This is a genomic window from Phyllobacterium sp. CCNWLW183, from assembly GCF_037203775.1.
Taxonomy (GTDB): domain Bacteria; phylum Pseudomonadota; class Alphaproteobacteria; order Rhizobiales; family Rhizobiaceae; genus Phyllobacterium; species Phyllobacterium ifriqiyense.
The window spans coordinates 43,703-66,890 of the sequence record NZ_JBBCBN010000005.1 but is presented as its reverse complement, the minus strand read 5'-3'; the positions used below and the strand labels follow the sequence as shown (position 1 = coordinate 66,890).

The 23,188-nt window shown below is 55.2% G+C and carries 21 protein-coding genes; 13 read left to right on the top strand and 8 right to left on the bottom strand.

The features are described from left to right. The first annotated feature begins 157 nt into the window (after positions 1-157). From V9K95_RS12810 to V9K95_RS12775, 8 genes are all read left to right on the top strand, one after another. Positions 158-1,723, top strand: coding sequence for an ABC transporter substrate-binding protein (locus tag V9K95_RS12810; protein ID WP_442958599.1), 1,566 nt, complete (start codon positions 158-160; stop codon positions 1,721-1,723). A gap of 87 nt (positions 1,724-1,810) precedes the next feature. Next, entirely contained in the window at positions 1,811-3,370 is a 1,560-nt protein-coding gene (locus tag V9K95_RS12805; protein WP_336441989.1) for an ABC transporter substrate-binding protein, read from the top strand. 53 nt (positions 3,371-3,423) lie between these two features. Then, positions 3,424-4,392: an ABC transporter permease gene (locus V9K95_RS12800; protein WP_115053763.1), complete on the top strand. Its 969-nt coding sequence runs from the start codon at positions 3,424-3,426 to the stop codon at positions 4,390-4,392. 16 nt (positions 4,393-4,408) lie between these two features. Then, the gene (locus V9K95_RS12795; protein ID WP_336441990.1) at positions 4,409-5,368 is read left to right on the top strand and encodes an ABC transporter permease; all 960 of its coding nucleotides are present in this window, start codon (positions 4,409-4,411) and stop codon (positions 5,366-5,368) included. Between the two features lie 7 nt (positions 5,369-5,375). Continuing rightward, entirely contained in the window at positions 5,376-6,569 is a 1,194-nt protein-coding gene (locus V9K95_RS12790; RefSeq protein WP_336441991.1) for an amidohydrolase family protein, read from the top strand. Further along, positions 6,566-8,059 carry an amidohydrolase family protein gene (locus V9K95_RS12785; protein ID WP_336441992.1) on the top strand — a complete coding sequence of 498 codons (1,494 nt, stop codon included), beginning with the start codon at positions 6,566-6,568 and terminating at the stop codon, positions 8,057-8,059. Before V9K95_RS12790 ends, V9K95_RS12785 begins: the two co-directional genes overlap by 4 nt. Next, on the top strand, positions 8,052-9,038 hold the full coding sequence (locus tag V9K95_RS12780) for an ABC transporter ATP-binding protein (RefSeq protein ID WP_336441993.1): 987 nt from the start codon (positions 8,052-8,054) through the stop codon (positions 9,036-9,038). The genes V9K95_RS12785 and V9K95_RS12780 overlap by 8 nt, the downstream gene beginning before the upstream one ends. After that, positions 9,038-10,030: an ABC transporter ATP-binding protein gene (locus tag V9K95_RS12775; protein ID WP_115053768.1), complete on the top strand. Its 993-nt coding sequence runs from the start codon at positions 9,038-9,040 to the stop codon at positions 10,028-10,030. Before V9K95_RS12780 ends, V9K95_RS12775 begins: the two co-directional genes overlap by 1 nt. Before the next feature lie 10 nt (positions 10,031-10,040). On the opposite strand, the gene V9K95_RS12770 is transcribed toward V9K95_RS12775, so the two are convergent. Beyond that, positions 10,041-10,718, bottom strand: a complete 678-nt coding sequence (locus V9K95_RS12770) for a GntR family transcriptional regulator (RefSeq protein WP_336441994.1) — start codon at positions 10,716-10,718, stop codon at positions 10,041-10,043. Between the two features lie 127 nt (positions 10,719-10,845). Here V9K95_RS12770 and V9K95_RS12765 point away from each other — a divergent pair, with 127 nt between their 5' ends. The 3 genes from V9K95_RS12765 (at position 10,846) to V9K95_RS12755 (ending at position 12,897) form a co-directional block, all read left to right on the top strand. Further along, positions 10,846-11,475, top strand: a complete 630-nt coding sequence (locus V9K95_RS12765) for a flavin reductase family protein (RefSeq protein WP_115053770.1) — start codon at positions 10,846-10,848, stop codon at positions 11,473-11,475. Positions 11,476-11,495: 20 nt separating this feature from the next. Further along, a complete protein-coding gene (locus V9K95_RS12760) occupies positions 11,496-12,236 on the top strand; it encodes an aspartate/glutamate racemase family protein (protein WP_307275795.1) in 741 nt (246 codons plus the stop codon). A gap of 73 nt (positions 12,237-12,309) precedes the next feature. Continuing rightward, positions 12,310-12,897 carry a winged helix DNA-binding protein gene (locus V9K95_RS12755; protein ID WP_336441995.1) on the top strand — a complete coding sequence of 196 codons (588 nt, stop codon included), beginning with the start codon at positions 12,310-12,312 and terminating at the stop codon, positions 12,895-12,897. On the opposite strand, the gene V9K95_RS12750 is transcribed toward V9K95_RS12755, so the two are convergent. After that, positions 12,853-13,161: a hypothetical protein gene (locus V9K95_RS12750; RefSeq protein WP_336441996.1), complete on the bottom strand. Its 309-nt coding sequence runs from the start codon at positions 13,159-13,161 to the stop codon at positions 12,853-12,855. The genes V9K95_RS12755 and V9K95_RS12750 overlap by 45 nt on opposite strands. 369 nt (positions 13,162-13,530) lie before the next feature. On the opposite strand from V9K95_RS12750, the gene V9K95_RS12745 reads away from it, so the two are divergent. Continuing rightward, complete coding sequence (locus V9K95_RS12745; protein ID WP_442958597.1) at positions 13,531-15,678, top strand: TonB-dependent siderophore receptor; 2,148 nt, start codon at positions 13,531-13,533, stop codon at positions 15,676-15,678. Next, a complete protein-coding gene (locus V9K95_RS12740; protein ID WP_336441997.1) occupies positions 15,678-16,928 on the top strand; it encodes an MFS transporter in 1,251 nt (416 codons plus the stop codon). The genes V9K95_RS12745 and V9K95_RS12740 overlap by 1 nt, the downstream gene beginning before the upstream one ends. Here V9K95_RS12740 and V9K95_RS12735 read toward each other — a convergent pair. The 6 genes from V9K95_RS12735 to V9K95_RS12710 all read right to left on the bottom strand — a co-directional run bounded on the left by V9K95_RS12735 (position 16,906) and on the right by V9K95_RS12710 (position 23,003). Next, the gene (locus tag V9K95_RS12735) at positions 16,906-17,991 is read right to left on the bottom strand and encodes a sn-glycerol-3-phosphate ABC transporter ATP-binding protein UgpC (RefSeq protein WP_115053774.1); all 1,086 of its coding nucleotides are present in this window, start codon (positions 17,989-17,991) and stop codon (positions 16,906-16,908) included. The genes V9K95_RS12740 and V9K95_RS12735 overlap by 23 nt on opposite strands. A gap of 11 nt (positions 17,992-18,002) precedes the next feature. Next, positions 18,003-18,815 carry a carbohydrate ABC transporter permease gene (locus V9K95_RS12730; RefSeq protein ID WP_115053775.1) on the bottom strand — a complete coding sequence of 271 codons (813 nt, stop codon included), beginning with the start codon at positions 18,813-18,815 and terminating at the stop codon, positions 18,003-18,005. 9 nt (positions 18,816-18,824) lie between these two features. Then, positions 18,825-19,727, bottom strand: coding sequence for an ABC transporter permease subunit (locus V9K95_RS12725; RefSeq protein ID WP_115053776.1), 903 nt, complete (start codon positions 19,725-19,727; stop codon positions 18,825-18,827). 72 nt (positions 19,728-19,799) lie between these two features. Beyond that, on the bottom strand, positions 19,800-21,005 hold the full coding sequence (locus V9K95_RS12720) for an ABC transporter substrate-binding protein (protein ID WP_336441998.1): 1,206 nt from the start codon (positions 21,003-21,005) through the stop codon (positions 19,800-19,802). Positions 21,006-21,070: 65 nt separating this feature from the next. Then, entirely contained in the window at positions 21,071-21,967 is an 897-nt protein-coding gene (locus V9K95_RS12715; protein ID WP_307275771.1) for a sugar phosphate isomerase/epimerase family protein, read from the bottom strand. Positions 21,968-21,980: 13 nt separating this feature from the next. Beyond that, positions 21,981-23,003 (bottom strand): Gfo/Idh/MocA family protein, encoded by a 1,023-nt coding sequence (locus V9K95_RS12710; protein WP_336441999.1) that lies wholly within the window; start codon positions 23,001-23,003, stop codon positions 21,981-21,983. Positions 23,004-23,188 lie beyond the last annotated feature (185 nt).

The window sequence follows — 23,188 nt, the reverse complement described above, 5'->3', positions numbered from 1 at the left end:
TCAAAGCGATGCTCTGGCTTGTCAATCATATTGGTGCCAATCCCTCGTAAAATTGTCGACAATATCGTTGACAAAGAGAAATCCTTATGGCCCTATGCTTTCAATAAATCGCGGTCAAGCTTGCAAAAGGCACTCGCGGAAGAGGGAAACATTGATGATGCGAATGCGAAAATCCATTCTGATGGCGGTGACATCAATCCTGTTATTGGGAACAGCCGCAGAGGCGGCGACGCTTAAATGGGCAGGGCAGAGGGACATATTCTCCCTGGATCCCTATTCCTATGGCTCGACCTCAAATCTCGCCTTTCTGAACCATATTTACGAAGGTCTGGTGCGTTACACGCCGGAATTTGAAGTCGTTCCGGCATTGGCCACCGAGTGGCAGCTGATCGACAATAAATATTGGCGTTTCAAGCTGCGCCAAGGCGTAAAGTTTCATGATGGTTCGGATTTTGACGCCGATGACGTCATTGCTTCGCTCAAGCGGGTCAGCGCGCCATCATCGCCCTTGAGAGGAAATATTCCGCTCTATGCCGGCTCGAAGAAGGTCGACCAGTACACGGTCGATATCGAGGTTTCAGCGCCATCGCAGTTGTTTCTCAATGATATGACAAACATCTTCATGTTCGACGCGAAGTGGCTTGCGGATAATAAGAGCGAGCAGCCCACCGATGTCGGCGCTAAGGTTGAAGGTTATACAACCTACCACGCCAATGGCACCGGGCCTTTCAAGCTGGAAAGCCGCGTGCCGGACAGCAAGACGACGCTCGTCGTGAATGAAGGCTGGTGGGACGAGAAGAAGCACAATCTCGATCGCATTGAATTCACCCCGATCACTTCAGCGGCAACGCGTGTCGCAGCGCTATTATCCGGCGAGGTCGATCTGGTGGATGCGGCTCCCATTCAGGATATCAGCCGCCTTGAAGCAACGCAGGGCATAAAGGTCGACAAGCGCTCCGATTTGCGCACGATTTCGATTGCCTTTAACCGCCGCGAAAAATTGACCGATGGCCGCGACAATCCATTCAATGATTTGCGGGTCCGGCAGGCATTTGATCACGCCATTGACCGGAACCTGATCAACAAGAAGGTCATGCGCGGACTGGCGCATCCGGCAGGCGTTTTGGTTGCACCCGAGATCCCCGGTTATGATGCCACGCTTGACGTGCCTGCAACCTATGATCCGGAATTGTCCCGCAAGCTCCTTGCCGAAGCGGGGCAGACTGATCTGGCCTTTACCTATCTTTGCATGAACGACGAAAGCGTGAACGAGGAGGACGTTTGCTCAGGTGTCGTCAACATGTTGAGCCGGGCGGGATTCAAGCCAACGCTCGATATAGGACCGCGTGCTGTGCAGACGCCCAAGCGTTCGAGCGGCAAGTCCGATGTTTATATGGTCGGCTGGGCAAATGAGCCTACGCTTGATGCCTATTCAATATTGGTTCAGGTGCTTTCCACCCGCCGCGGTGCCGATGGCGTGGCGAATTACGGTGGCTGGTCCTATCCCGAACTCGACAAAATGGTGAAAGACGCCGCCTTGGAGCAGGACCGGGAAAAGCGGCTGGCAATTGAAACTGCGGCACTGAAATTCGCCAAGGATCAGGCAATCATGATCCCTTTGCATCAGCAGCCAATGGCATGGGCCACAAGCAGCAAGATTGAGAGTGTCGTAATCCGGGCTGATAACAAGCCACGGCACTGGCTGACGCGCATGAGCGAGTAATTGGTAGCGCTTCGGCGCTATCCGATAAGCAAGGGAAGACCTCCGTTCAAGGGGGCGACCAACATCCAGAAGCGGAGCACAACCAGAATGTTTAAGCAACTAGGCCTAGCGGCCACGGTGGCATTGACCCTCATTTTACCCAGTCATGCCGAAACTTTGAAATGGGGCGCGCCCCGTGATATCTACTCGCTCGATCCCTATTCCTACGGGGATAGTTATACGATCGCCTTCCTGAACCATGTTTATGAAGGCCTCGTCAGATATGACGCGAAATTGCAGATTGAGCCTGCTCTTGCGACCTCATGGGAAGTTGTCTCGGATAATGTCTGGCGCTTTCATCTGCGTCAGGGCGTCAAGTTCCACAATGGCGCAACGTTTACATCTGCGGATGTGCTGGCCTCGTTGACACGCGTGAGCGACAAGACATCGCCGCTTCGCGGTAATCTGCCGGCCTATAAATCAGCCAAGGTAGTTGATGACTATACGATCGATATTGAATTGACGGGGCCTTACCCGCTGCTCCTTAACGATCTTACCAATATTCACATTTTCGATGAGACTTGGCTGACCGACAACAATTCGCTGAAGCCAACCGATGTGGGTGCGAAGCTGGAAGGCTATGCAACCTACCATGCGAATGGAACCGGACCCTTCGTCGTCGAGAGCCGGGTGCCCGACAGCAAGACCATTCTGGTGAAGAATACGCAATGGTGGGACAAGTCCGACGCCAATGTCGACCGCATCGAGTTTACACCCATCGTTTCGGCAGCAACCCGCGTTGCGGCGCTGCTTTCAGAAGAGATCAATTTCACGGACAATGCTCCATCGCAGGATATTCCGCGCCTTGCGGCTCAGCCAAACCTTAAAGTCATGGAGCGTACCGATCTTCGGACCGTGATGATCGGTTTCAACCGCAAGGCCAAGCTCGACAATGGCACGGAGAACAAGTTCAACGATCTGCGCGTGCGTCAGGCATTTGCTCATGCGCTCGATCCGCAACTGATCCAGAAGCGCATCATGCGCGGCAAATCGCGAACAGCCGGAGCAATCATTGCACCGGAAATTCCAGGCTATACGGAAGCGCTCGACAAGCCCGTACCATTTGATCCGGAACTGTCCAAAAAGCTACTGGCAGAAGCTGGCGCGACCGATTTACCCTTTACCTTCGTCTGCACCACCGACGCCTATGTCAATGAGGAAGAACTGTGCCAGGGCATGATCAATATGCTCAGTCGCGGTGGTTTCAAGCCTCAGCTCGATATTGCGCCAGCAGCCGCACAAACGCCGAAACGCGCAAATGGCAAGGCGGATGTTTACCTGATCGGCTGGGCAAATGAGCCAATGCTCGACAGCTATTCCATCCTGCTTCAGATGATCCAGACAAAGACGGATAATGCCGGAGTCTTCAATTGGGGTGGATGGTCTTATCCTGAAATCGACAAGCTGATCGTTCAGGCGTCGACCGAGATGGACAGGCCCAAGCGGTTGGAACTGCAGACCAAGGCCCTGCAAATGGTCAAGGATGAGATCATCATGCTTCCTCTCCATCAGCAGCCCATGGCCTGGGTAATGACGGGCAAGGTCGATAGCATCGTTCAGCTGGCGGACAATAAACCTCGCCATTGGCTGACACATATTGCCAAATAAGTCTGGCGGTCGGCTTCGTTAGTTGCGAGGCGGACGGATAGGGAGCGCACTATATGCTGGTTTTTATTGTGAGGCGTTTAGGAAACGCAATTCTGGTTATGCTCGCAGTAGCCATGCTCGCCTTCCTGATTTTCCGGCTCGCAGGTGATCCGGTTGAGTTGATGGCGAACGAACAGATGACGCAGGCAGACAGGAACGAGCTGCGCGAGCGGCTTGGTCTTAATGATGGTTTGCCAACGCAATATGTTCGCTTCGTCGTCAATGCAGCGCAGGGCAATTTCGGAATTTCCTACCGCAACGGACAGGATGTTCTGACGCTGATTGCCGACCGTTTTCCAGCAACGCTTGAGCTTGTGCTGGTGGCAACATTGATATCTCTTGTCCTTGGAATACCACTTGGCGTGCTGACAGCTATCAAGCGCGGCAAGTGGTACACTGAGGGATTGCAGTTCATTTCCATTGTAGGCGTGTCGTTACCGAGCTTTGTTGTCGGTATCCTGCTTATTCTGGTCTTCTCGGTCAGTCTCGGCTGGCTGCCCGCTTTCGGGCGCGGCGACGTGGTCAAGCTTGGCTGGTGGTCGACGGGGCTTCTTACTCCATCGGGGCGTCTGGCGCTTATCCTGCCATCAATCGCGCTGTCGCTTTACCAGATTACACTCATAATGCGGCTGGTGCGCGCCGAAATGCTGGAAGTGCTGCGCTCTGACTTTGTAAAGTTTGCGCGGGCGAGGGGTATCCCCCGTTGGCGGATTTATTTCCGGCACGCCTTGAGAAACTGCCTGATGCCCGTTGTCACCATGACCGCCATGAATATTGGTTCATTGATTGCTTTTGCCCTGATCACCGAGACCGTGTTCCAGTGGCCGGGAATGGGTATGCTGTTTATTCAGGCGGTGACATTCATCGATATTCCGGTCATGGCCGCATATCTGTGCATCATTTCTTTCATTTTCGTTGTTCTGAACATGCTGGTGGATATTGCTTATGCAGTGATCGATCCCCGCTTGCGCAGCACACGCTAGAGCAGAGACCGGATCAATGACCATTGATGCAACCAAGCCACCCAAATTGCCAAGACCGGCGCGACCGCCTTTGCACAAGCGCATTCGCAACAGTGACCTGTGGTGGTCGTTCAAGCATAGCAAGGTTGCGATTGCGGGCGCGGTCATATTGGCAGTGCTCATTCTGACAGCGGTTTTCGCGCCGCTGATCGCCATGCAAAATCCCTATGATGGTGCGCAGCTCGACATGTGGAAAGCAGAGCTTCCACCCTATTGGCAGGAAGGTGGCGAGTGGCCCTATCTGCTCGGAACCGATACGCAGGGCCGCGACATGCTTTCGGCAATTTTGTACGGGACGCGGATTTCCATTTTCATCGGCATAGCATCCGTGGCGCTCTCCTTGCTGATCGGCATGAGTGCGGGTCTGGTCGCGGGCTATTTCGAAGGCTTTATCGACAATCTTCTGATGCGCATTGGCGACATAACGCTGTCCATTCCCACTATTCTAGTTGCCATACTGGTTTCGACAGTGGTGAGGCAGATGTTGCCAGCGGACCTTCGCGAGATGGGCGCCTCAGCCGTGTTGGTGTTTGCGATCGCCCTGTCCGCATGGGTGCAATATGCGCGAACCGTACGCGCCCAGACGATTGTGGAATGCGGCAAGGACTATGTGCACGCGGCACGGCTGATCAAGGTTCCTGCGCGCAGGATCATGGGCAAACACATTCTCCCAAACACGCTCACGCCGGTGCTCGTCGCCGCCACCTTGAATTTCGGCATGGCCATTTTGACGGAAGCCACGCTGTCCTTTCTGGGTATCGGCATGCCGCCAAGCCAGCCTTCACTCGGAACTTTGATCCGTATCGGCAATCAGTTCCTGTTTTCCGGTTCCTGGTGGATCGTGCTCTTTCCGGTGCTTCAGCTATGCCTGCTTGTCGTTGCAGTTAATCTGCTCGGCGATTGGCTGCGCGATGCCCTGAATCCAAAATTGAGATAGGTGATTTATGACCGATTTGCTGCTTCGCAATGTGCGACCCATGGCTGGCGAGACCTGCGACATCCTTGTCGAGAACGGTGAAATTTCCGGTTTCGGTCGTTTCGAGCCCAAGCCTGGCATGGCGGTGGAAGATGGGGGCAACTCTATCGTTATCCCCGGACTTATCGATGCGCACACCCATCTCGACAAGACCACATGGGGCATGCCCTGGCATGTGAACAATCGCGCGGCGATCCTGCGCGAGCGTATCGACTTTGAGCGGGAAAACCGCAGCGAGATCGGGATTGATCCGCATCGCCAATCCATGCGTCATGCGATCGGCCTGGCAGCGCACGGCGCAACCCATATACGCAGCCATGTCGATATTGATCCCACCCATGGGCTTTCCATTGTCGAGGGCGTTTGGGAAACGCGCGAAAAACTGCGCGATATCATCGATATCGAGATTGTCGCATTTCCGCAGTCCGGCCTTATGGTCATGCCCGGAACGAAGGAACTGCTTGATGAAGCGCTTGCGCAGGGCTGCGAAGTTCTCGGCGGTATTGATCCTTGCGGTATCGACCGCGATCCGAAAGGTCAGCTCGACACGATATTTGCGCTGGCCGTCAAGCATCAGCGGCCAATCGATATCCACCTCCATGAGACAGGCGATCTTGGCGCCTTCACGATGGAGCTGATTTTCGAGCGTATCCGTGCCAATGGCATGCAGGGAAAAGTGGCCATAAGTCATGCTTTCGCGCTCGGCATGAATGATTATCTGCGCGTCGGCAAACTGATTGATGAGCTAGCCGCGCTGGATGTGGCAATCCTCACAACCGGCGCGCCATCGGCGGCAGTGCCATCCGTCATGAGGCTCAAGGAAGCAGGCGTTCGGGTTGGCGGCGGATGCGATGGCATTCGTGATACATGGGGGCCTTGGGGTCAGCCTGATATGCTCGACCGTGCCAAGATCATCGGCATGAAAAACGGAATGCGGAAAGATCACGAGTTGGAGCATGTCCTGCACATTGTCTCGCAGGGTGGTGCTGATGTCATGCGGATCGAAGGATATGGCCTGAACATTGGATGCAATGCGGACATGACATTGCTGACGGGCGAGACGCTTGCCCATGCTGTTGTTGACGTGGCGCCGCGTCCATTGGTTATCAAGCGCGGGCGCGTGACAGCCCGCGCCGGTCAAGCCATTGTGGATATGCCATGACAGGAAATCTGGATAGTTTGCAACTCGGCGTCAGGTCGGCAGGCAGGACATTGCTGACCGCCGATTGGGTGCTTGGTCACAGCGATGGCACTCATCGCCTGTTCCGCAAGGGAGAGGTTGTGTTCGAAGATGGCAAGGTGCTTTTCGTCGGCCATAATTTTGCGGGCGAGGTGGCTCGCCGCGTCGATTTTGGAAAGGCTTTGATCAGCCCGGGACTGATCGATCTGGACGCCTTGTCCGATTTGGATACGACTATTCTGGGTATCGACAACCATCCCGGTTGGGCGAAGGGCCGTGTCTGGCCGCGATCCTATGTTGAAGCCGGTCCCTATGAAATGTACACGCCGGAGGAACTGGTTTTTCAAAAGCGGTTTGCCTTTGGACAATTGCTTTTGAACGGCATAACGACGGCGGCTCCCATCGCTTCGCTTTTTTATCGTGAATGGGGCGAAACAGTCGCCGAATTTGAAGCGGCAGCGGATGCAGCGGAGGAAATGGGTCTGCGGGTCTATCTCAGCCCTGCCTATCGTGCTGGCGGCATGGTGCTGGAAAGTCCGGGCCAGATCATTCCCGTCTTTGATGAAGAACGCGGGCTACGCGGTTTGGACGATGCAGTGCGATTTATCGCAGAGCATTCGGGGCGGGGCGGCGATCTTGTGCGCGGCATGCTTGCGCCGGATCGGGTGGAAACCTGTACAATAGAATTGCTCAAGCGCACGGACGCTGCTGCGCAGGAACTTGGCTGCAAGATACGCCTGCATATGGCGCAGGGCATAATGGAAGTTGAAACAGTGCGGGCGCTGCATGGCACGACGGCACCCATTTGGCTTGCCAAGCATGGATTGCTGAGTGAGCGGCTGATTGCGCCGCATGCGACCAACGCAACTGAAGAAGACTTGCGCCTCTATGCGGAAAACAATGTTTCCATCGTTCATTGCCCGCTGGTTTCAGCGCGTGGCGGAAACACGCTCAATTCCTTCTCTGCCTGCCGCAGCCGAGGCATCAATATCGCAATGGGTACCGATACGGCGCCGGCCGATATGTTGATGAATCTGCTGGTCGGTTTGATAACCTCCCGCATCAATGATGGCGTGCCGGACCGTGTGCGTTCTGCTGATCTTTTTGATGCGGCGACCCTTGGCGGGGCAAAAGCACTGGGCAGAACGGATATTGGCCAGCTATCACCGGGGTCGCGGGCGGATATTGCGGTGTTTGCCCTTGATGATGTGATCATGACACCGGCAATTGATCCGATCACAACCATTGTCACAGGCGGATCAGGCAAGATAACGCGCGCGACCTTTGTCGACGGACGACTTTCAATGCTTGGCGGCAAGGTTGCAGGTATCGACATGCAGTCCGCGCAGCTACAGGCGCAGGAACAGTTCGACCGCCTTGTCGCAAAATATCCGGAACGAAGCTGGGCGCATCCGCCGCTATCCGAGATATTTCCTTCCAGCTATCCAATGGAGAGCAACGCAAATGGGTGAAGCAGCCGGTCAACTCATTCTTGACGTTCGTAACCTCAGGGTGGAATTTCCCGGCCGCCATGGCACGGTCACCGCGCTTTCGGATGTCAACCTCGACATAAGGGCTGGCGAAATCCTTGGTGTGGTAGGCGAGTCCGGCGCAGGGAAGTCGATGGCCGGTCTGTCCATATTGGGACTGCTGGAACGGCCCGGCCATATTAGCGGCGGCGAAATCTGGCTCGAACAACGGCGGATCGACACGCTCGACGATTATGAGATGGAGAAGATTCGGGGGCGCAAGATTGGCGCGATCTTTCAGGACCCGCTGACCTCGCTCAATCCTCTGTTCACGGTCGGCGCGCAGTTGACCGAAACAATCCGTCAACATCTGGATATGAACAAGGCACAGGCGAAAGCACGGGCGATTGAACTGCTGGGCGAGGTGGGCATTCCTTCACCTTCCGAGCGTGTCGATCATTATCCGCATCAGTTTTCCGGCGGCATGCGGCAAAGAGTGGTTATTGCCTTGGCGCTTGCCGCATCGCCCCGGCTGATCATTGCCGACGAACCGACAACGGCGCTTGATGTTTCCATTCAGGCGCAGATCATTTCCCTGTTGCGCCGACTGTGCAAGGAAAAGCAAACCGCGATCATGCTTGTCACCCACGATATGGGCGTCATTGCTGAAGCCGCGGACCGGGTAGCGGTCATGTATGCGGGGCGGCTGATCGAGGTCGGTCCGGTGGAACAGGTGCTGCACGCATCAAAACATCCCTATACGCGCGGCCTTATGGCTTCCATTCCGGCGCTTGCTGCCCGGGTCGAACGGCTCAACCAGATCGATGGCTCCATGCCACGGCTTGATGCCATTCCTGATGGCTGCGCCTTTAACACACGCTGCAAATCGGCTGGTCCGCGCTGTACCCGCGAGCAGCCGGTTCTGATCCCGGCCGGTGCTGGTGCGAGCGCCTGTTGGCTGAATGCGGGAGGAGTTGCATAATGGATATTCAACAAAAAATGCCGGCCTTTACCGCAGAGCGCCTTGTCAAAACATTCGATGTTTCCGCGCCATGGCTCAGCCGGGTTCTGGAGAGGAAACCGCGCCAATATCTCCATGCCGTCAATGATATCAGCTTTACCGTGCCTGCCGGCGGATGCCTGAGCATTGTCGGCGAAAGCGGTTGCGGCAAATCCACCGTTGCACGCCTTGTGACGGGACTGCACCGGCCAACCAGCGGCGCGCTTCGCTTTGCACCCGGAGCGCAGGGCGCGCCACTTTCCGTGCAGATGATTTTCCAAGACCCGTTTGCATCGCTCAATCCGCGTTGGCGCGTCAAGAACATTGTCGCCGAGCCCCTGCGTGAATTGAAGTTGCTGAAGACACGAGCAGAGATTGCGGACCGCGTTGAGGAATTGCTTCAGATTGTCGGCCTGTCGATCTCCGATGGCGAAAAGTTTCCACATGAGTTTTCGGGCGGACAGCGACAGCGCATATCGATTGCGCGCGCGCTCGCCAGCGAACCGGAATTTCTCGTATGCGATGAACCGACTTCTGCGCTCGATGTGTCTGTTCAGGCCCAAGTTCTCAACCTCATGCGCAAATTGCAGGACGAACTTGGCCTGACTTATCTTTTCATCAGCCACGATATGAGTGTCGTCCGGCACATGTCGGATCGCATTGCCGTTATGTATCTCGGCCGGATCGTGGAAGAGGGCGATACGGAAAAGCTTTTCGCCGACCCCCGCCATCCCTATACGCAGCTTCTGCTGCAAACGATCCCGAATGTGCAGAACCCGAACAGAAATCGCGCACCCGCCAGCGGTGAAGTGCCAAGCCCGCTCAAGCCGCCTTCAGGCTGCACATTTCATCCGCGCTGTCCGATTGCAACAAAGCGATGCTCAGTGGAAATTCCCGAAGTGCGCATGTTGAGCAATGGTACCCGCATTGCCTGTCATCTGGTCGATGAACGCGAAGCCGCCGTGGCGCTATGAGACAGGGTATTTATGCCAGGGCGGACTTCAGATCATGAGACTGGTCGCGGATTTCGCTCAGGTCAAGCTCGGTTTCGACATGTTCCAGATGATGCTCCATAAGCTTTGTCGCAGTCTCTGGATCGCCACGGGCAATCGCTTCAACAATATCCGCGTGCTCGTCCGGGCCGCAATTGAAGCGATTGGTATTGCGGTAGACCGCCGTAATCAGCGAGCTTCTGGAAATCAGATCGCGCATCGTAGCAAAGAGGAAGTCGGAACTGGCAACTTCGGCAAGCAGCAAGTGAAAGCCGCCGGACAATTTGATAATATCGGTCGTGATGTTCTGGGCGTTGGCGGTTCTTTCCTTGGCAACGTGGGTTCGCAGTCTTGTGACATTGGCCTTGGAGATGGATTTGCAAAGCCGGTCTACGATGCACCTTTCGACCGCTCTTCGTACGAAGAATACGTCGCGTGCTTCTTCCACCGAGGGCTGGCAAACGAAGGCACCGCGATTGGGGATGATCGTGACAAGACCGTCGCGCTCCAGCGCGGCAAGAGCCTGGCGGACGCGTGCGCGGCTGACATCAAAAATCGCTGCGAGCTGGCCTTCTTTAAGCTGGACGCCTGGACGAAGCCGCCGCTCGGCGATGGAAAGCCAGACACGTTCAACAATATCCTGTGCAGAAACCCCTGTTTGTTCAGTCATTTGCGCGCCTCCTCTTGAACACAGACATTCGCGATCAAACGAAAAATGTCAACTTATCTTGTCTGCATAATTGTAGACAATTCATACTAGAAATTGTACACGATAATTATAGAGAGGGGAGGTTGCAATGCAGTTTGACTTTACAACATTGGAACCGGACAGCCGGTATCGTCTGCTGACCAACTTTATCGGCCCGCGACCCATTGCGCTTGTGACCACCCGCTCGCAGGCTGGACACAGCAATGCGGCGCCCATGAGCTTCTTCAATGTTTTCTCCCATGATCCGGCTATCGTGGTTCTTGGTGTGCAACCGCGCCAATCTGGTGAAGAAAAAGACACCATGATCAATATTCGCCGCACTGGCGAGTTCGTCGTCAATATGGTTGATATGACCATTGCCCAGCAAATGCTTGTTTGCGGCTTGGGCTTTGACAGCGAGATCGATGAATTGGAAATGGCGGGCCTTCAGGCGGAAAAATGCGCCAAGCTCGATGCCAATTATGTGGCCACGGCCCCATGCTCACTAGAATGCCGTGTGGAACGCCTGATCGAATATCCGCGCCGCGTGCTCATTCTCGGTGAGGTCGTGCACATGCATGTCCGCCGCGATTGTCTCGATGCCGAAGGGCGTTATGTCAATCCTGAAGTCTATCAGCCCATCGCCCGCCTTCACGCTGACAATTACATCACATCTGACCGACAGTTCGTTCTCGAACCCCCGTCAATCTCTGATTTCATTAAATCCCGGCGCGACTGACGCGGTGAAGGAACTGAACCATGCATATTCATCTGATTAATCCAAATTCAACGGCCTCCATGACTGCCCAGGTGCTTGAGAGCGCAATGCGGGTTGCCAACCCGACAACACGCGTGACTGCCGTCAATCCGCTGGATACACCCGTCAGCATCGAGGGCGGCACAGACGAGGCAATGGCGGTTCCGAGCATGTTGTCGGAAATTGTCAAAGGCGAAGCGCAGGGTGTCGACGCCTATGTCATCGCGTGTTTTGATGATCCGGGGCTGCATGCGGCACGGGAAATTGCGCGTGGTCCTGTTGTGGGCATTTGTCAGGCTGCGGTGCAGGTGGCAATGACGATCAGCCGCCGATTTACAGTCATTACCACCTTGCCCCGCTCCATCCCTATCATTGAAGATCTCGTTTCAGCCTATGGCGCTGATCGCCATTGCCGCAATGTTCGTGCAATCGACCTGCCGGTGCTTGGGGTGGACAGTGATCCTGCCGAGGCAGAGCGGCTTTTGACCATTCAGATTCATAAGGCGAAGCTGGAAGATCGCGCCGAAGCGATTGTGCTTGGCTGCGCCGGAATGTCAGCCTTGTGCGAGCGGCTAAGCATTGCGACCGGTCTTACCGTCATTGATGGCGTTACCGCCGCAGTCAAACTCGCCGAGGCGCTGGTGGGGGCGGGATATGCGACCTCGAAAGTAAACGCCTATGACTTTCCCCGGATCAAAACACCATCTCCAGCCAAGATTGTCGAGCAAGCCTTGATCAGGTAACAGGCATGCTGCCCATTATTATTGACAATATATCGATAAAATGATGATATAAAGTCATTAAAAGGGGGCAGATATGATGGCCGGGCCGCAGGATAATGATGACGCAGAGAAAGAGCAATTTGCGACAGCACTGCCAAAGCATCTCAAGCCTGTAACGTCAATCGGCCCCATCGTGTCTTCGGCACATCTTGCCGATGGTGGTTCCCCTGGTCTTTCCGAAGTAGAATATGGTTTGATCCTCGCTTCCCATGCCTTTTCGCGCTGGATGGTTCGATGCATGGCCGCTGCCGGACTGCCGGGGCTTTCAGCAACAGAAATTCTCATACTCCATTCGGTACGCCATCGAGACCGGGAAAAGAAGTTGGCGGACATTTGCCTGGTGCTCGATATTGAAGACACCCATGTTGCCACCTACGCTATTCGCAAACTGGAAGCTGCCGGCTTGGTCAGCACCGGTAAAATTGCCAAAGAAAAAACTATCAGGATTACGGAAAAAGGCTCCGACGCCTGCGCGCGTTATGCCCAGATACGGGAACGCTTATTTGTAGCGTCAACGATCAATGCGCGCCCTGCAGAAGAAACCCTTTCGGAGATAGCCGCAGTTCTGCGTTTCCTTTCAGGCGCCTATGATCAGGCATCGCGCGCTGCCACCACGCTGTAAGGCTTCCTGTTTTGCGGCGGACGAATCTGATCCGGCCGGGTTGATGAAGAAGGTCGTAACCGGTCGCCCGCGTGTTTTGCCCGAATGGATGACCCGGCCCACGACCAACTCCTCATCGATCAATCTGCGAAGAAGCAACCCAATCGATACGGGATGCAATGACAATCGGTCGGCCAGTTGTTGGCGGGTAAGACCATCGCTGCTTTCCAGAGCCTTCAAGCATTCCAGAAACCGGCCATGATGCAGGGTATTTGCTACTCTCAATAGTCTTCTCGTTACATTGATGAATCACAGGGAAGGGCGGAAAGGAGGCATCAGTGCCTTACCAACGCGTTCCCGCTTTCGGGTCAGGCATCGTTCGGACAAGTTAAACGCTTGTCTGTGAAGTCCATGTGACACGCTCCAAATTCGCGGCGCTTCAGACGCGCAAAATACCCTGCCGGAACCTTTTAAAAAGCGGAACCTGTGCCAATCCCCAAAAAGTCTACCACTACTGTCCACTTATAGTTGCAAACTCAACCGGCTTGTCTTAACGAAAAGATGAGTGGAAGAGTCAAGATTACATTGCGCTTCCAGTAGACGTGGAAAAAGCGAGGCAGTGCCCCGCAAGACGTGAATGATAAAGGGTCCCAGATGACTGATCTGAACGATAAGACGGGATGCGGCTGGCTCGCATCAACCGCCCTTGGCAGCGTGCTGCTGCTGGCATCCGGTGGTATGGTGCAGGCGCAAACGACGAATGCGGCACCCGGAACGCAACCGGCGGCCAATGGCTCCATCACGCTGGATACGATCGTCATTGATGGCAGCGCCGAAGGCGTCAACGGCATTATCGAATCCGATGGTTATGTGGCTAAGTCTGGCCGAACCGCGACAAAAACCGATACGCCCGTGGCGCAGGCACCGGTTTCACTTTCCACAGTCACCCAGAAGCAGTTGCAGGACATCAAGCCGCAAAATCTCGTCGAAGCGCTGAATTATACGCCCGGTGTACGCGGCGGCCTTTTCGGCGCTGAACCGAGATTCGATGCTTTCAAGATTCGCGGCATGGATCTGACCTATACGGGTGTATTTCGCGATGGTTTGCGCCAGATCAGCAGTCCCAATGGGCTGTTCCGGCTCGAACCCTATGGTTTGGAGGCGATCACAACCTTGAAGGGGCCGGCAGCTTCAATCTATGGAGCGAGCAGTTCGGGCGGGATAGTGGATGTTGTTTCGAAACGACCGACAGAAGAAAGACTGCGCGAGGTCGAGATCCAATATGGTTCCTATGGCCGGGTGCAGGGTGCCTTTGATTTTTCAGGGCCGGTCAATGCGGACAATACGCTTCTCTACCGCCTGACTGGCGTTGCCCGTGACGCGCGAAATGAGATCGATGCGGTCAAGGACGACCGGCTGTTCATAGCGCCTGCTTTGACATGGCAACCGGATGACGGCACGAAACTGACCGTTCTGGGCGAATATATGGATAGCACGACCGGTGGAACGTGGGGCTACATCAATAAATATGGTCCGGGCGGCACTTCCATAGGCGCGACGCCTGAATATGGCGGCGATGCCCGGTTCAATGATTTCAGCCAGAAGCAATGGCGCATAGGCTATGAGCTGGAACAGGCACTCAGCGATTCGGTGACACTTTACCATAAGCTGCGCTACTCAGACCTTTCCACGCGTCAGGAATGGGTCTTCGAGAATTTTCCCGGTCTTGGCTATGAGGACAATAGCGGCCTCGCGACCGACACTTATCTGAAGAGCGATTTCGACACCGGAGCGCTCGAGCATCAACTGGTTACCGGTATTGACTACAGCTATATGAAATATACCGCCCGGCAGGGCAGCGGGCCGGATAACTTCACCGACGATCATACCTATGTTCCGGAAATCACCTATGAGGAGATGCAGCGGCAGCGGTCCGTCGGCATTTATGCCCAGGACCAGATCGCTTATGATGCCTGGCGGCTGACAGCCGGAGTGCGCCATGACTGGGTGGACAGCGAATATACACCCGGCGGCGACAGCTATGCACGCGACGATAGCGAAACAACCGCACGTATCGCGCTGGCCTATGTCACACCATTCGGGCTGACGCCCTATGTCAGTTATGGCACATCATTCGTGGCCAATCCCGGCGTGATCCAAACCGTGGGCAGCGTTGCACAGCAGGCGCGCCCGACATTGGGCGAGCAGGTGGAAGTCGGCGTAAAATATGCCGTGCCCGACACCAATATCCTGCTGACCGCTGCGGTGTTCAACATCGACCAGAAGAATGCCACGGTTTACGAAACCTCGTCGGGCACCAATCTGCTCAGGCAGCTCGATCTCAAATCCCGCGGCTTCGAGCTTGAGGCGACAGCGTCGATGGATAATGGGCTGAGCTTCATCGCCGCCTATTCCTATAATGATGTCGAGATAACCCGGCTGACGCCGGAGACGGAGGGCAAGACGCTTAATTCCTCCCCCTATCACACAGCCTCGCTTTGGGTGAATTACGACTTCCAGGATGGGCCGCTGGACGGGCTCGGAGTCGGGGCAGGCGTGCGCTATGTCGGTTCGAGTTTCGGCGATAATGTCCATACGCCGGTGCTCGACAACAAGGACCGAACCTTTGTCGATGCCTCCATCCGTTATGATTTCGGCAAGCTGGATTCAGCCCTCGAAAATGTTCGCCTGCAGGTCAATGCGACCAATCTCCTCAATGAGGTCAAGCAAATCTGCACCACCGGTTTCTGCTATTTCGATGAAGGCAGGAAGGTTGTTGCCAGCATGCGGTATCGTTTCTGATGGCGAAATTATCCAATCCTTCTCCGGTACTGGTCTTTGTTGCAGTTGGCGGCCTTTATGTGGCGCAGAGCGTTATTGGCGGGTTGACGATGCTGGGACTCCCGGCGGTGTTGCGGGACCAGGGTCTACCGCTTGACCAGATCGGACTTTTATATCTGACGGTCCTGCCATGGGCGTTAAAATTCCTTTGGTCACCCTATGTAGAGCGATACAGACTGCCGCCAGTCGGGCGCAATCGATCGCAATTGATCGTGCTCGTCGGAGGACTCCTCTGTGCGGCCGGTCTTGCCGCCATGGGGCTGATCGGACCTTCACCGCTGATGCCGGTATTGTTCTGCCTGACATTCATTGCCTTCATAACCTCAACCGTGGACATAGCCTGCGATGGCTATGCGGTGGAATCGCTGGCAAAGGAACATCATGGCTGGGGAAACGCCGCCCAGGTTGGCGGCGCCTATCTCGGTTCCGCAATCGGAGCAGGGCTGTTTCTCGTTCTCGTTGACAGGATGGGCTGGAGCCCAGCGGTATATCTTATGGCGCTTGGGGTGCTTGTTCTCGGCCTGCCTTTCATTTTCGGGCCACCCGCGCGTTCGGTCGTCGAGATTCGCGATCATGCGCCGTCATTGATGGTGGCGCTGCGACGCCCGCAGATCAGAAAGGGCCTTCTGATCGCGGCGATTTACGTTGCCGCACAGAAATGGGGACTATCCATGCTTGGTCCCTTCCTTATCGATTATGGTTTCGATCTTGCGACGATAGGGGTTTTGAATGGCCTTGGGAGCATGCTGGTTGGTTTCGGCGGGGCTCTTCTTGGCGGCGCGCTCGTTCGACTATGGGGAGCAAGCTTTGTGTTGATCCTGACGATCCTCGTGCAGGCCGCTCTGCTTTTCGCCTTCGCTTTCTTCAATTTCGGTGGCACTGCATCAAAGCCCGTTATCATCGCGGTTGCCATTGCCAGTTCCTCCGGCGTGATGTCGGTCGGTTTCGTAGCCCTCTATTCGCAGTTCATGGGCTGGTCTGATCCGAAACAGGCTGGCGTCGACTTTACGCTTTTCCAGTGCATGGACGGGATGGTCAGCATGGTAGGAGGCCTCGGTGCCGGTTGGATCGCCGAGCATCTGGGCTATACGGTCTTCTTTTCGATCGCAGCGGGGATTGCCGTCGCTTCTGCTCCGGCCATATTCTGGCTAATGAGCAAAAGCGACGTGGCTATTCCAAGGCTCGCCTTCAAGTCGTCCGGGTCGACGTGATGGCCAATTCTGTCTCGTAGTCAAAGAGGTGGAGATTGTCCGCAGAAATATGCAGGCGGACTTTCTCACCTTTGCCGTTTCCGGGTCTGCCGCTATGGGCCATGATTACCGGCTGGTCAGCAACATCGAGGACGACGAAAGTCATGCTGCCGGTGGATTCGATGCCGGTTACAACGGCATCAATTGCCACATCGTTCGAACTCGCGTGAAGTGAGAGATGTTCGGGTCGCATACCGACCCATAATTTCCGGCCCGCCTCGATATGGAAGTTTGATTGGATAGACTGCGTGCTATCCTTGTTGAAGACGATCTTGCCATCAGCCTCTGCCGTCGCCGGCAGGAAATTCATGGCGGGCGAACCGATGAACCCGGCAACAAATTTATTGCCAGGGTGATCGTAAAGATCCAGAGGGCTGCCTTGCTGTTCGACCACGCCGGAGCGCATCACCACAACATGATCGGCCATTGTCATTGCCTCGACCTGATCATGGGTGACGTAGACAGATGTCGCCTGCAGCCGCTCATGGAGCTTGCGGATTTCCCCGCGCATATGGACCCGCAATGCGGCATCAAGATTGGAAAGCGGTTCGTCGAACAGAAAGACCTTCGGATTGCGAACGATGGCCCGGCCCATGGCTACGCGTTGCCGTTGTCCTCCCGACAGCGCCTTGGGCAAACGGTCCAGAAGACCGCCAAGCCCCAAAGTATCGGCGGCAGCGCGTGTCCGCTCCGAAATTTCATCCTTCGGGCGGCGTTTCAGGCGCATCGAATAGTTCATGTTGCGCTCGACATCCATATGCGGATAGAGCGCATATGACTGGAACACCATGGCGACATCGCGCTCGCGCGGCGGTTTGCCGACAACGCTGGTTCCAGCAATGCGCACATCGCCGGAGCTGATCTTTTCAAGCCCCGCCAGGGTGCGCAGCAATGTCGACTTGCCGCAGCCGGATGGCCCGACCAAGGCGACGAACGAACCCTGCTTTATGGCAATATTGATGTCCTTGAGTGCATGAAACCCGACATAATGCTTGTTCAGGTGGTCGATCTCGATCTGGAGCATGGTGGTTGACCTCACTTGAGCGCGCCGGCGGTGAGACCGCTGACGATACGTCGTTGCAACAGCATGAATGCGATAAGGATCGGCGTCACATAGATGGCCGCATATGTCATGATGCCGTTCCAGTCATTGGCCTCCGGACCCATGAAGGTCTGCAAACCCACGGTCGCAGTCTGTAGCTCATTCTTGGCGATCAGCGAGCGCGCATAGACATATTCACCAAAGGATTGCAGGAAGATCAGCACGGAAGTGATCAGGATACCGTTGCGGGCCAATGGCAGCATGATGCGGAAGAAGGCACCGATGCGCGATGACCCGTCGACGAGCGCTGCTTCTTCCAGTTCTCGTGGTACCTGCACGAAGGTTGCGCGGCACAGCACGATATAAAGAGGCAGCATCTTGGCGGTCTGCGCAAGAATGACTGCAAATCTTGGACTGGCGAGAAGCCCGATCTGATTGAACATCACGAATATGGGCGTCACCATCAAGGATGAGGGCAGGACCTGCATCATCAGGATCGCAAACAGGGCCAGATCCATCCAGATATTGCGCACCCGGGACAGCACATAGGCGCAGCCCGTTCCAAGCATTGTAACGAGAAACGTCACGCCCATGGCGATCAAAAGGGAATTCCAGATATAGCGGCCCATATCACGGCTCTTCCAGACATTCAGGAAGTTCCATTGCGGATCGCTCGGCCAGAAGGTTGGTGGATAGCGGAAGATCTCCGTACCGCCTTTCAGCGCTGTCAGATACATCCAGTAGAGCGGGAAGAGATAGATCGCCGTTATAAACAGGCCAATGAGGAGGAGAATCGTGCGTTTCATCTTTCCGTCCTAATAGCTGTGTTCGTGACGGGTGGAGCGGACATAGACTGCCGCTACGATGATGACGAAAATGATCATGAGGACGGAGACGGCGCTGCCGAGCGAGATTTCATAGGTCTGGAAGGAAAGCTGCCAGGACCAATATTGCGCGACATTGGAACTGTCTGCGGGGCCGCCCTGCGTTAGTGCCGCGATCAGGTCGAATTGTTGCAATGTGAAAATGACGCCGAGAGAAATGACTGCGCCGAGCTGGGCACGCATCAGCGGCAATGTGATGGATCGGAACCGCTCGAAAGGTCCCGCGCCATCAAGTTCGGCGGCCTCGTAGACATCACGCGGTATGCTTGCAAGCCCCACCGAAAGCAGCAGCATGTTGAACGGGATACCGAGCCAGACATTGGCAATAATAACGGCATAGAGAGTGACATCCGGGTCGGAAAGCCAGAAGATGCGCTCGTCCGCAAGCCCCAGCGCGGTCAACGCATAGTTGATGACGCCGAAGTCACCGGCGAAAAGCCATTTCCAGATGGCACCAACGACAAGAGCCGGCATGATCCATCCGGCAAGAAACAAGCCGCGCAGATAGGTGGCGCCGGGAAAATCCTGCTGGAAGAAGAGGGCGAGACCGAACCCGATGGATAATTGGAAAACAATCGACAGCACCACAAATTTCAGAGTGTTCCAGAAGACAGAACCGGCGATGGGCTGCGAGAAAATATCGTAATAATTTTGCAGGCCGACAAAAGGCCGGTTGAACGAAGTGATCGTGAACATGTCCACGGTCTGCAGCGACATGATAATATTGTAGATGATCGGAAAAGCCGAGAAGGTGATCAGATAAATGAGGGCTAGCCCGAGCAGCAGGATATCAAAACCGCTGCCGTCCCGGATGGTTCTCATAATGCCTTGCATAGCGTCCTCCGCTCGCCGCCGAACAAATAGGCTTCGCTCTTTCGCATGAAGGAAAAAGCGAAGCGCAATTTATCAGTTCAAAATACTGTCGATCTGGGTTTGCGCAGTATCGAGCGCCGTCTTTGCATCGCTTTTCTTGGTCAGCGATGACTGGATTGCAGTGTAGATGGCCTTGGAAATCTTTGGCCATTCAGGGTGCGGTCCGCGATTGCGAGCATATTTCATGCTCTCTTCGAAGACCCCGTAAATCGCAGGCGTATTGGGATTGTTGGACTTGATATTTGCTGCCGGCAGAAAGCCGAAACGGTTCCAGACATCGGGCATTTTGCCATAGAGGAATTCGAGGAGAATGAATGCTTCTTTCGGATGATCGCTATTGGCAAGGATGACATTGACGCCTTCACCCAATGCAGATGCGCGTGTGGCGCCTTCCTGCGGGACCGGGAGCAATGCCGCCCGATAGTCAAACTTGGCGTCGCGGCTCATGCGCGGCAATTCCCATGGACCAGAGATCGCCATGGCGGCGTTGCCGGAATTGAACGTACCGGTTGAGTCATATTGGCTGCGGATCAGCGTATCCGGCGAGGCAAGCTTCTCATCAAGCAGCTTGCCCCAAAAGTCGAGAACCTTGACGCCGCCTTCAGTATTCACCTTGTTGTAGTCGCCGCCCGCCATTTGCAACCAGGGCAGAAACTGAAACGTGCCTTCCTCGGTGGCCACGGCCGAAAACGCCAGACCATAGACGTTCTTGGCCGGGTCGCTCAGCTTCTTGGCTGCATCGTAAAGCTCATCCCACGTTTTCGGCGGATTATCGGGATCAAGCCCCTTGGCCTTGAACATGTCGGCATTGTAATAGAGCGCGATTGTATTTGCGCCGCGCGGCACACCATAGATTTTCCCGTCCCAGCTGACCGAGGAAAGCGGCCCGGGGAAAATATCCTCCTTCTTGATGACTTTCGATTCATCAAGCATCGGCGTGAGATCAAGCAGCAGACCGCGGGAGGCAAAGAGAGCAACCTCGGGATTGTCGATATAGGTCACGTCCGGAGACTCGCCCGTTGCCGTTGCCCGCGCCAGATCATTGACCATGTCGCGGAACTGGACTGTCTTGACGTTCAGCTTGATATCGGGATGGGATTTTTCAAACTCATCCTTCACCAGATACATATACTGGTCCGGGCGGTCGATGGTCCATACGTCCAGCGTTACCGGCTCGGCTCCGGCCGCGCCGGTCATAAGCAGGGACGCGGCTGTTATCCATTTTAGAATAGGCTTCATTGCTTCCTCCTCTTGGGGTTGGTCCGGCTTCCCTGCTTCTCAATGGCGGGGTTGGCCAGTCGAATTCAGGGATTGGCGATATATGAACCGCCACGGCTCTGTTTCAGATAATTGAGCGAATGGACCTGGCCGGTCATTTCCAGCGCATCGCGATATACGGGATCATGCCAGCCTTCGATGTCGATGGAACCCGACCAGCCGGCCAGGCGCAATTCGGAAATGACGTCCACCCAATTTGTGTCGCCGAAACCCGGCGAGCGCATGAAGACGAATTTTTCCTTGCCGAAAATGCCGTGCTCGCGAATGACTTCCCAGCGGATCGTCGCATCCTTGCCGTGCACGTGAAATATCTTCGATGCCCATTTGCGGATTTGCGGCAATGGGTCGATCAGATAGACCATCTGGTGGCAGGGCTCCCATTCAAGTCCGATATTTTCCGCGGGCACTTCATTGAAAATCATTTCCCACGCATCGGGATTATGGGCGATATTCCAGTCACCACTTGCCCAATTGCCATCCATGGCGCAGTTTTCAAAGGCGATCCTAACGCCTTTATCGGCTGCTCGCCTGGCAAGCTCAGACCAGACCCGCTTATATTGCGGCAGGCTTTCCTCGATCGGCTTTCCACGAATACGACCCGTAAATCCGGCAATGGTCGTTGCGCCGAAATGATGGGCATTATCGATCAATGCCTCCCAGCCTTTGAGCGTTTCCCGGTCTATTTCCGTATCTTCCAGCGGATTGCCAAACATGCCCAGCGTTGAAATGGTAACATCGGCATCACCGATGGCGTCTTTCAATTGCGCCGCCAGCGTTGGCAGGTCCTTGTTCATCACTTGCCAGAAAAACGGTTCGATACTCTCAAAACCATGCGGCAAGATATTTTTCACATAGGCCGCAGGGTCGGGCGCATTGCCCTTGATCATTGTACCGATGCGAATGGCTGTTGCTGGATTACTCAATTCTCATATTCCTTCAGAACGTAATTTCGACGCGCCGCCCGGACTCGGCGCTATCGATAGCGCCGAAGACCATGGCAAGGCTTTTGATATTCTCTTTTCCGGCGGTTTCCGGTCGCGGGCCACCGCGGGTCGCCGCGATGAAATCCTGCATCACTCCGAGGTGACCGCCGACGCGATCAGACGTATCGAGGGGAGGTATCTCGACTGCGGTCACCCCGGAAAACAGGCCGTCTTTGCCGGAGGTGACGGCTTCGGCCCGTATGTCATCATGTCCATCCCAGACAATTGATCCTTTGCTGCCAATGATGCGCCAGCCACTTTCCCAGCTTGTGCGCATGCCATCGGCGCACCAACTGCCGCGATAGGTGAAAATGGCTCCATTGGAGAATTCAAAGATTGCGGCAGCGGATGATCCCTGAGCGTACCAGGAATTGCTGGGTTCCCATTCGCGCGCATAGACCGCATCGGCGGCGTCATCGGCAAGAAAGCGTGCTGCGTCGAAAGTATGGATTGCCATGTCAAGAAACAGGACATGGCGCATTTCCTCGCGGAAGCCGCCAAAATGGGGAGCAAGAAAGAAGTCGCAATGAAGGCTTGTCACTTCGCCAATAGCGCCGGATTGGATCAACCGGCGGATGCGGCGAATTTGCGCGAGATATCGCCTGTTCTGCACGATGGCATGGATGCGTCCGGCGGCCTCGGCACGATGAACGAGATCGCGTGCCTCGTTCATTGTTTCCGCCATGGGTTTTTCGGAAAGCACGTGGCAACCGGCTGCAAGTCCCGCTGCTACGGTGGCATGACGGGCGGCCGGAACAACAATGTCGAAAAGCAAATCGGGTTTGGTGCGCGCAAGCGTGGCTGCCAGATCGCTGGATGCATTTGCCGAGGTCAGGTCAAATTCTGCGATACGTGCTTGCGCACGCTCTGCAGCAAGATCGACCACGCCGACGATCTCAATGTCGCCGATGGTGCGAACCGCCTCGAACCACGCTTTGCTCATGGCTCCGCAACCGACTAAAACGGCACTTTGCATTCCTGCTCCTCCCTACAGAAACTCGCCATAAACCGAGAAAATCGGTTGTAAAACGCTTCCGTAAACGTTTACGATCTAAGAATGGCGAATTATTTTTGTCAATCCCTTATTTCGGTGTTTTATGTGGGAAGGACCCTCACATCGAATCGTTGGTGGAGTGAATTTGACATTTGCATCCGGTGCGT

Coding starts and splice junctions, on each gene's coding strand:
- V9K95_RS12810 (WP_442958599.1), top strand. CDS start 158: ATGCGAATGCGAAAATCCATTCTGATGGCGGTGACATCAATCCTGTTA.
- V9K95_RS12805 (WP_336441989.1), top strand. CDS start 1,811: ATGTTTAAGCAACTAGGCCTAGCGGCCACGGTGGCATTGACCCTCATT.
- V9K95_RS12800 (WP_115053763.1), top strand. CDS start 3,424: ATGCTGGTTTTTATTGTGAGGCGTTTAGGAAACGCAATTCTGGTTATG.
- V9K95_RS12795 (WP_336441990.1), top strand. CDS start 4,409: ATGACCATTGATGCAACCAAGCCACCCAAATTGCCAAGACCGGCGCGA.
- V9K95_RS12790 (WP_336441991.1), top strand. CDS start 5,376: ATGACCGATTTGCTGCTTCGCAATGTGCGACCCATGGCTGGCGAGACC.
- V9K95_RS12785 (WP_336441992.1), top strand. CDS start 6,566: ATGACAGGAAATCTGGATAGTTTGCAACTCGGCGTCAGGTCGGCAGGC.
- V9K95_RS12780 (WP_336441993.1), top strand. CDS start 8,052: ATGGGTGAAGCAGCCGGTCAACTCATTCTTGACGTTCGTAACCTCAGG.
- V9K95_RS12775 (WP_115053768.1), top strand. CDS start 9,038: ATGGATATTCAACAAAAAATGCCGGCCTTTACCGCAGAGCGCCTTGTC.
- V9K95_RS12770 (WP_336441994.1), bottom strand. CDS start 10,718: ATGACTGAACAAACAGGGGTTTCTGCACAGGATATTGTTGAACGTGTC.
- V9K95_RS12765 (WP_115053770.1), top strand. CDS start 10,846: ATGCAGTTTGACTTTACAACATTGGAACCGGACAGCCGGTATCGTCTG.
- V9K95_RS12760 (WP_307275795.1), top strand. CDS start 11,496: ATGCATATTCATCTGATTAATCCAAATTCAACGGCCTCCATGACTGCC.
- V9K95_RS12755 (WP_336441995.1), top strand. CDS start 12,310: ATGATGGCCGGGCCGCAGGATAATGATGACGCAGAGAAAGAGCAATTT.
- V9K95_RS12745 (WP_442958597.1), top strand. CDS start 13,531: ATGACTGATCTGAACGATAAGACGGGATGCGGCTGGCTCGCATCAACC.
- V9K95_RS12740 (WP_336441997.1), top strand. CDS start 15,678: ATGGCGAAATTATCCAATCCTTCTCCGGTACTGGTCTTTGTTGCAGTT.
- V9K95_RS12735 (WP_115053774.1), bottom strand. CDS start 17,991: ATGCTCCAGATCGAGATCGACCACCTGAACAAGCATTATGTCGGGTTT.
- V9K95_RS12730 (WP_115053775.1), bottom strand. CDS start 18,815: ATGAAACGCACGATTCTCCTCCTCATTGGCCTGTTTATAACGGCGATC.
- V9K95_RS12725 (WP_115053776.1), bottom strand. CDS start 19,727: ATGCAAGGCATTATGAGAACCATCCGGGACGGCAGCGGTTTTGATATC.
- V9K95_RS12720 (WP_336441998.1), bottom strand. CDS start 21,005: ATGAAGCCTATTCTAAAATGGATAACAGCCGCGTCCCTGCTTATGACC.
- V9K95_RS12710 (WP_336441999.1), bottom strand. CDS start 23,003: ATGCAAAGTGCCGTTTTAGTCGGTTGCGGAGCCATGAGCAAAGCGTGG.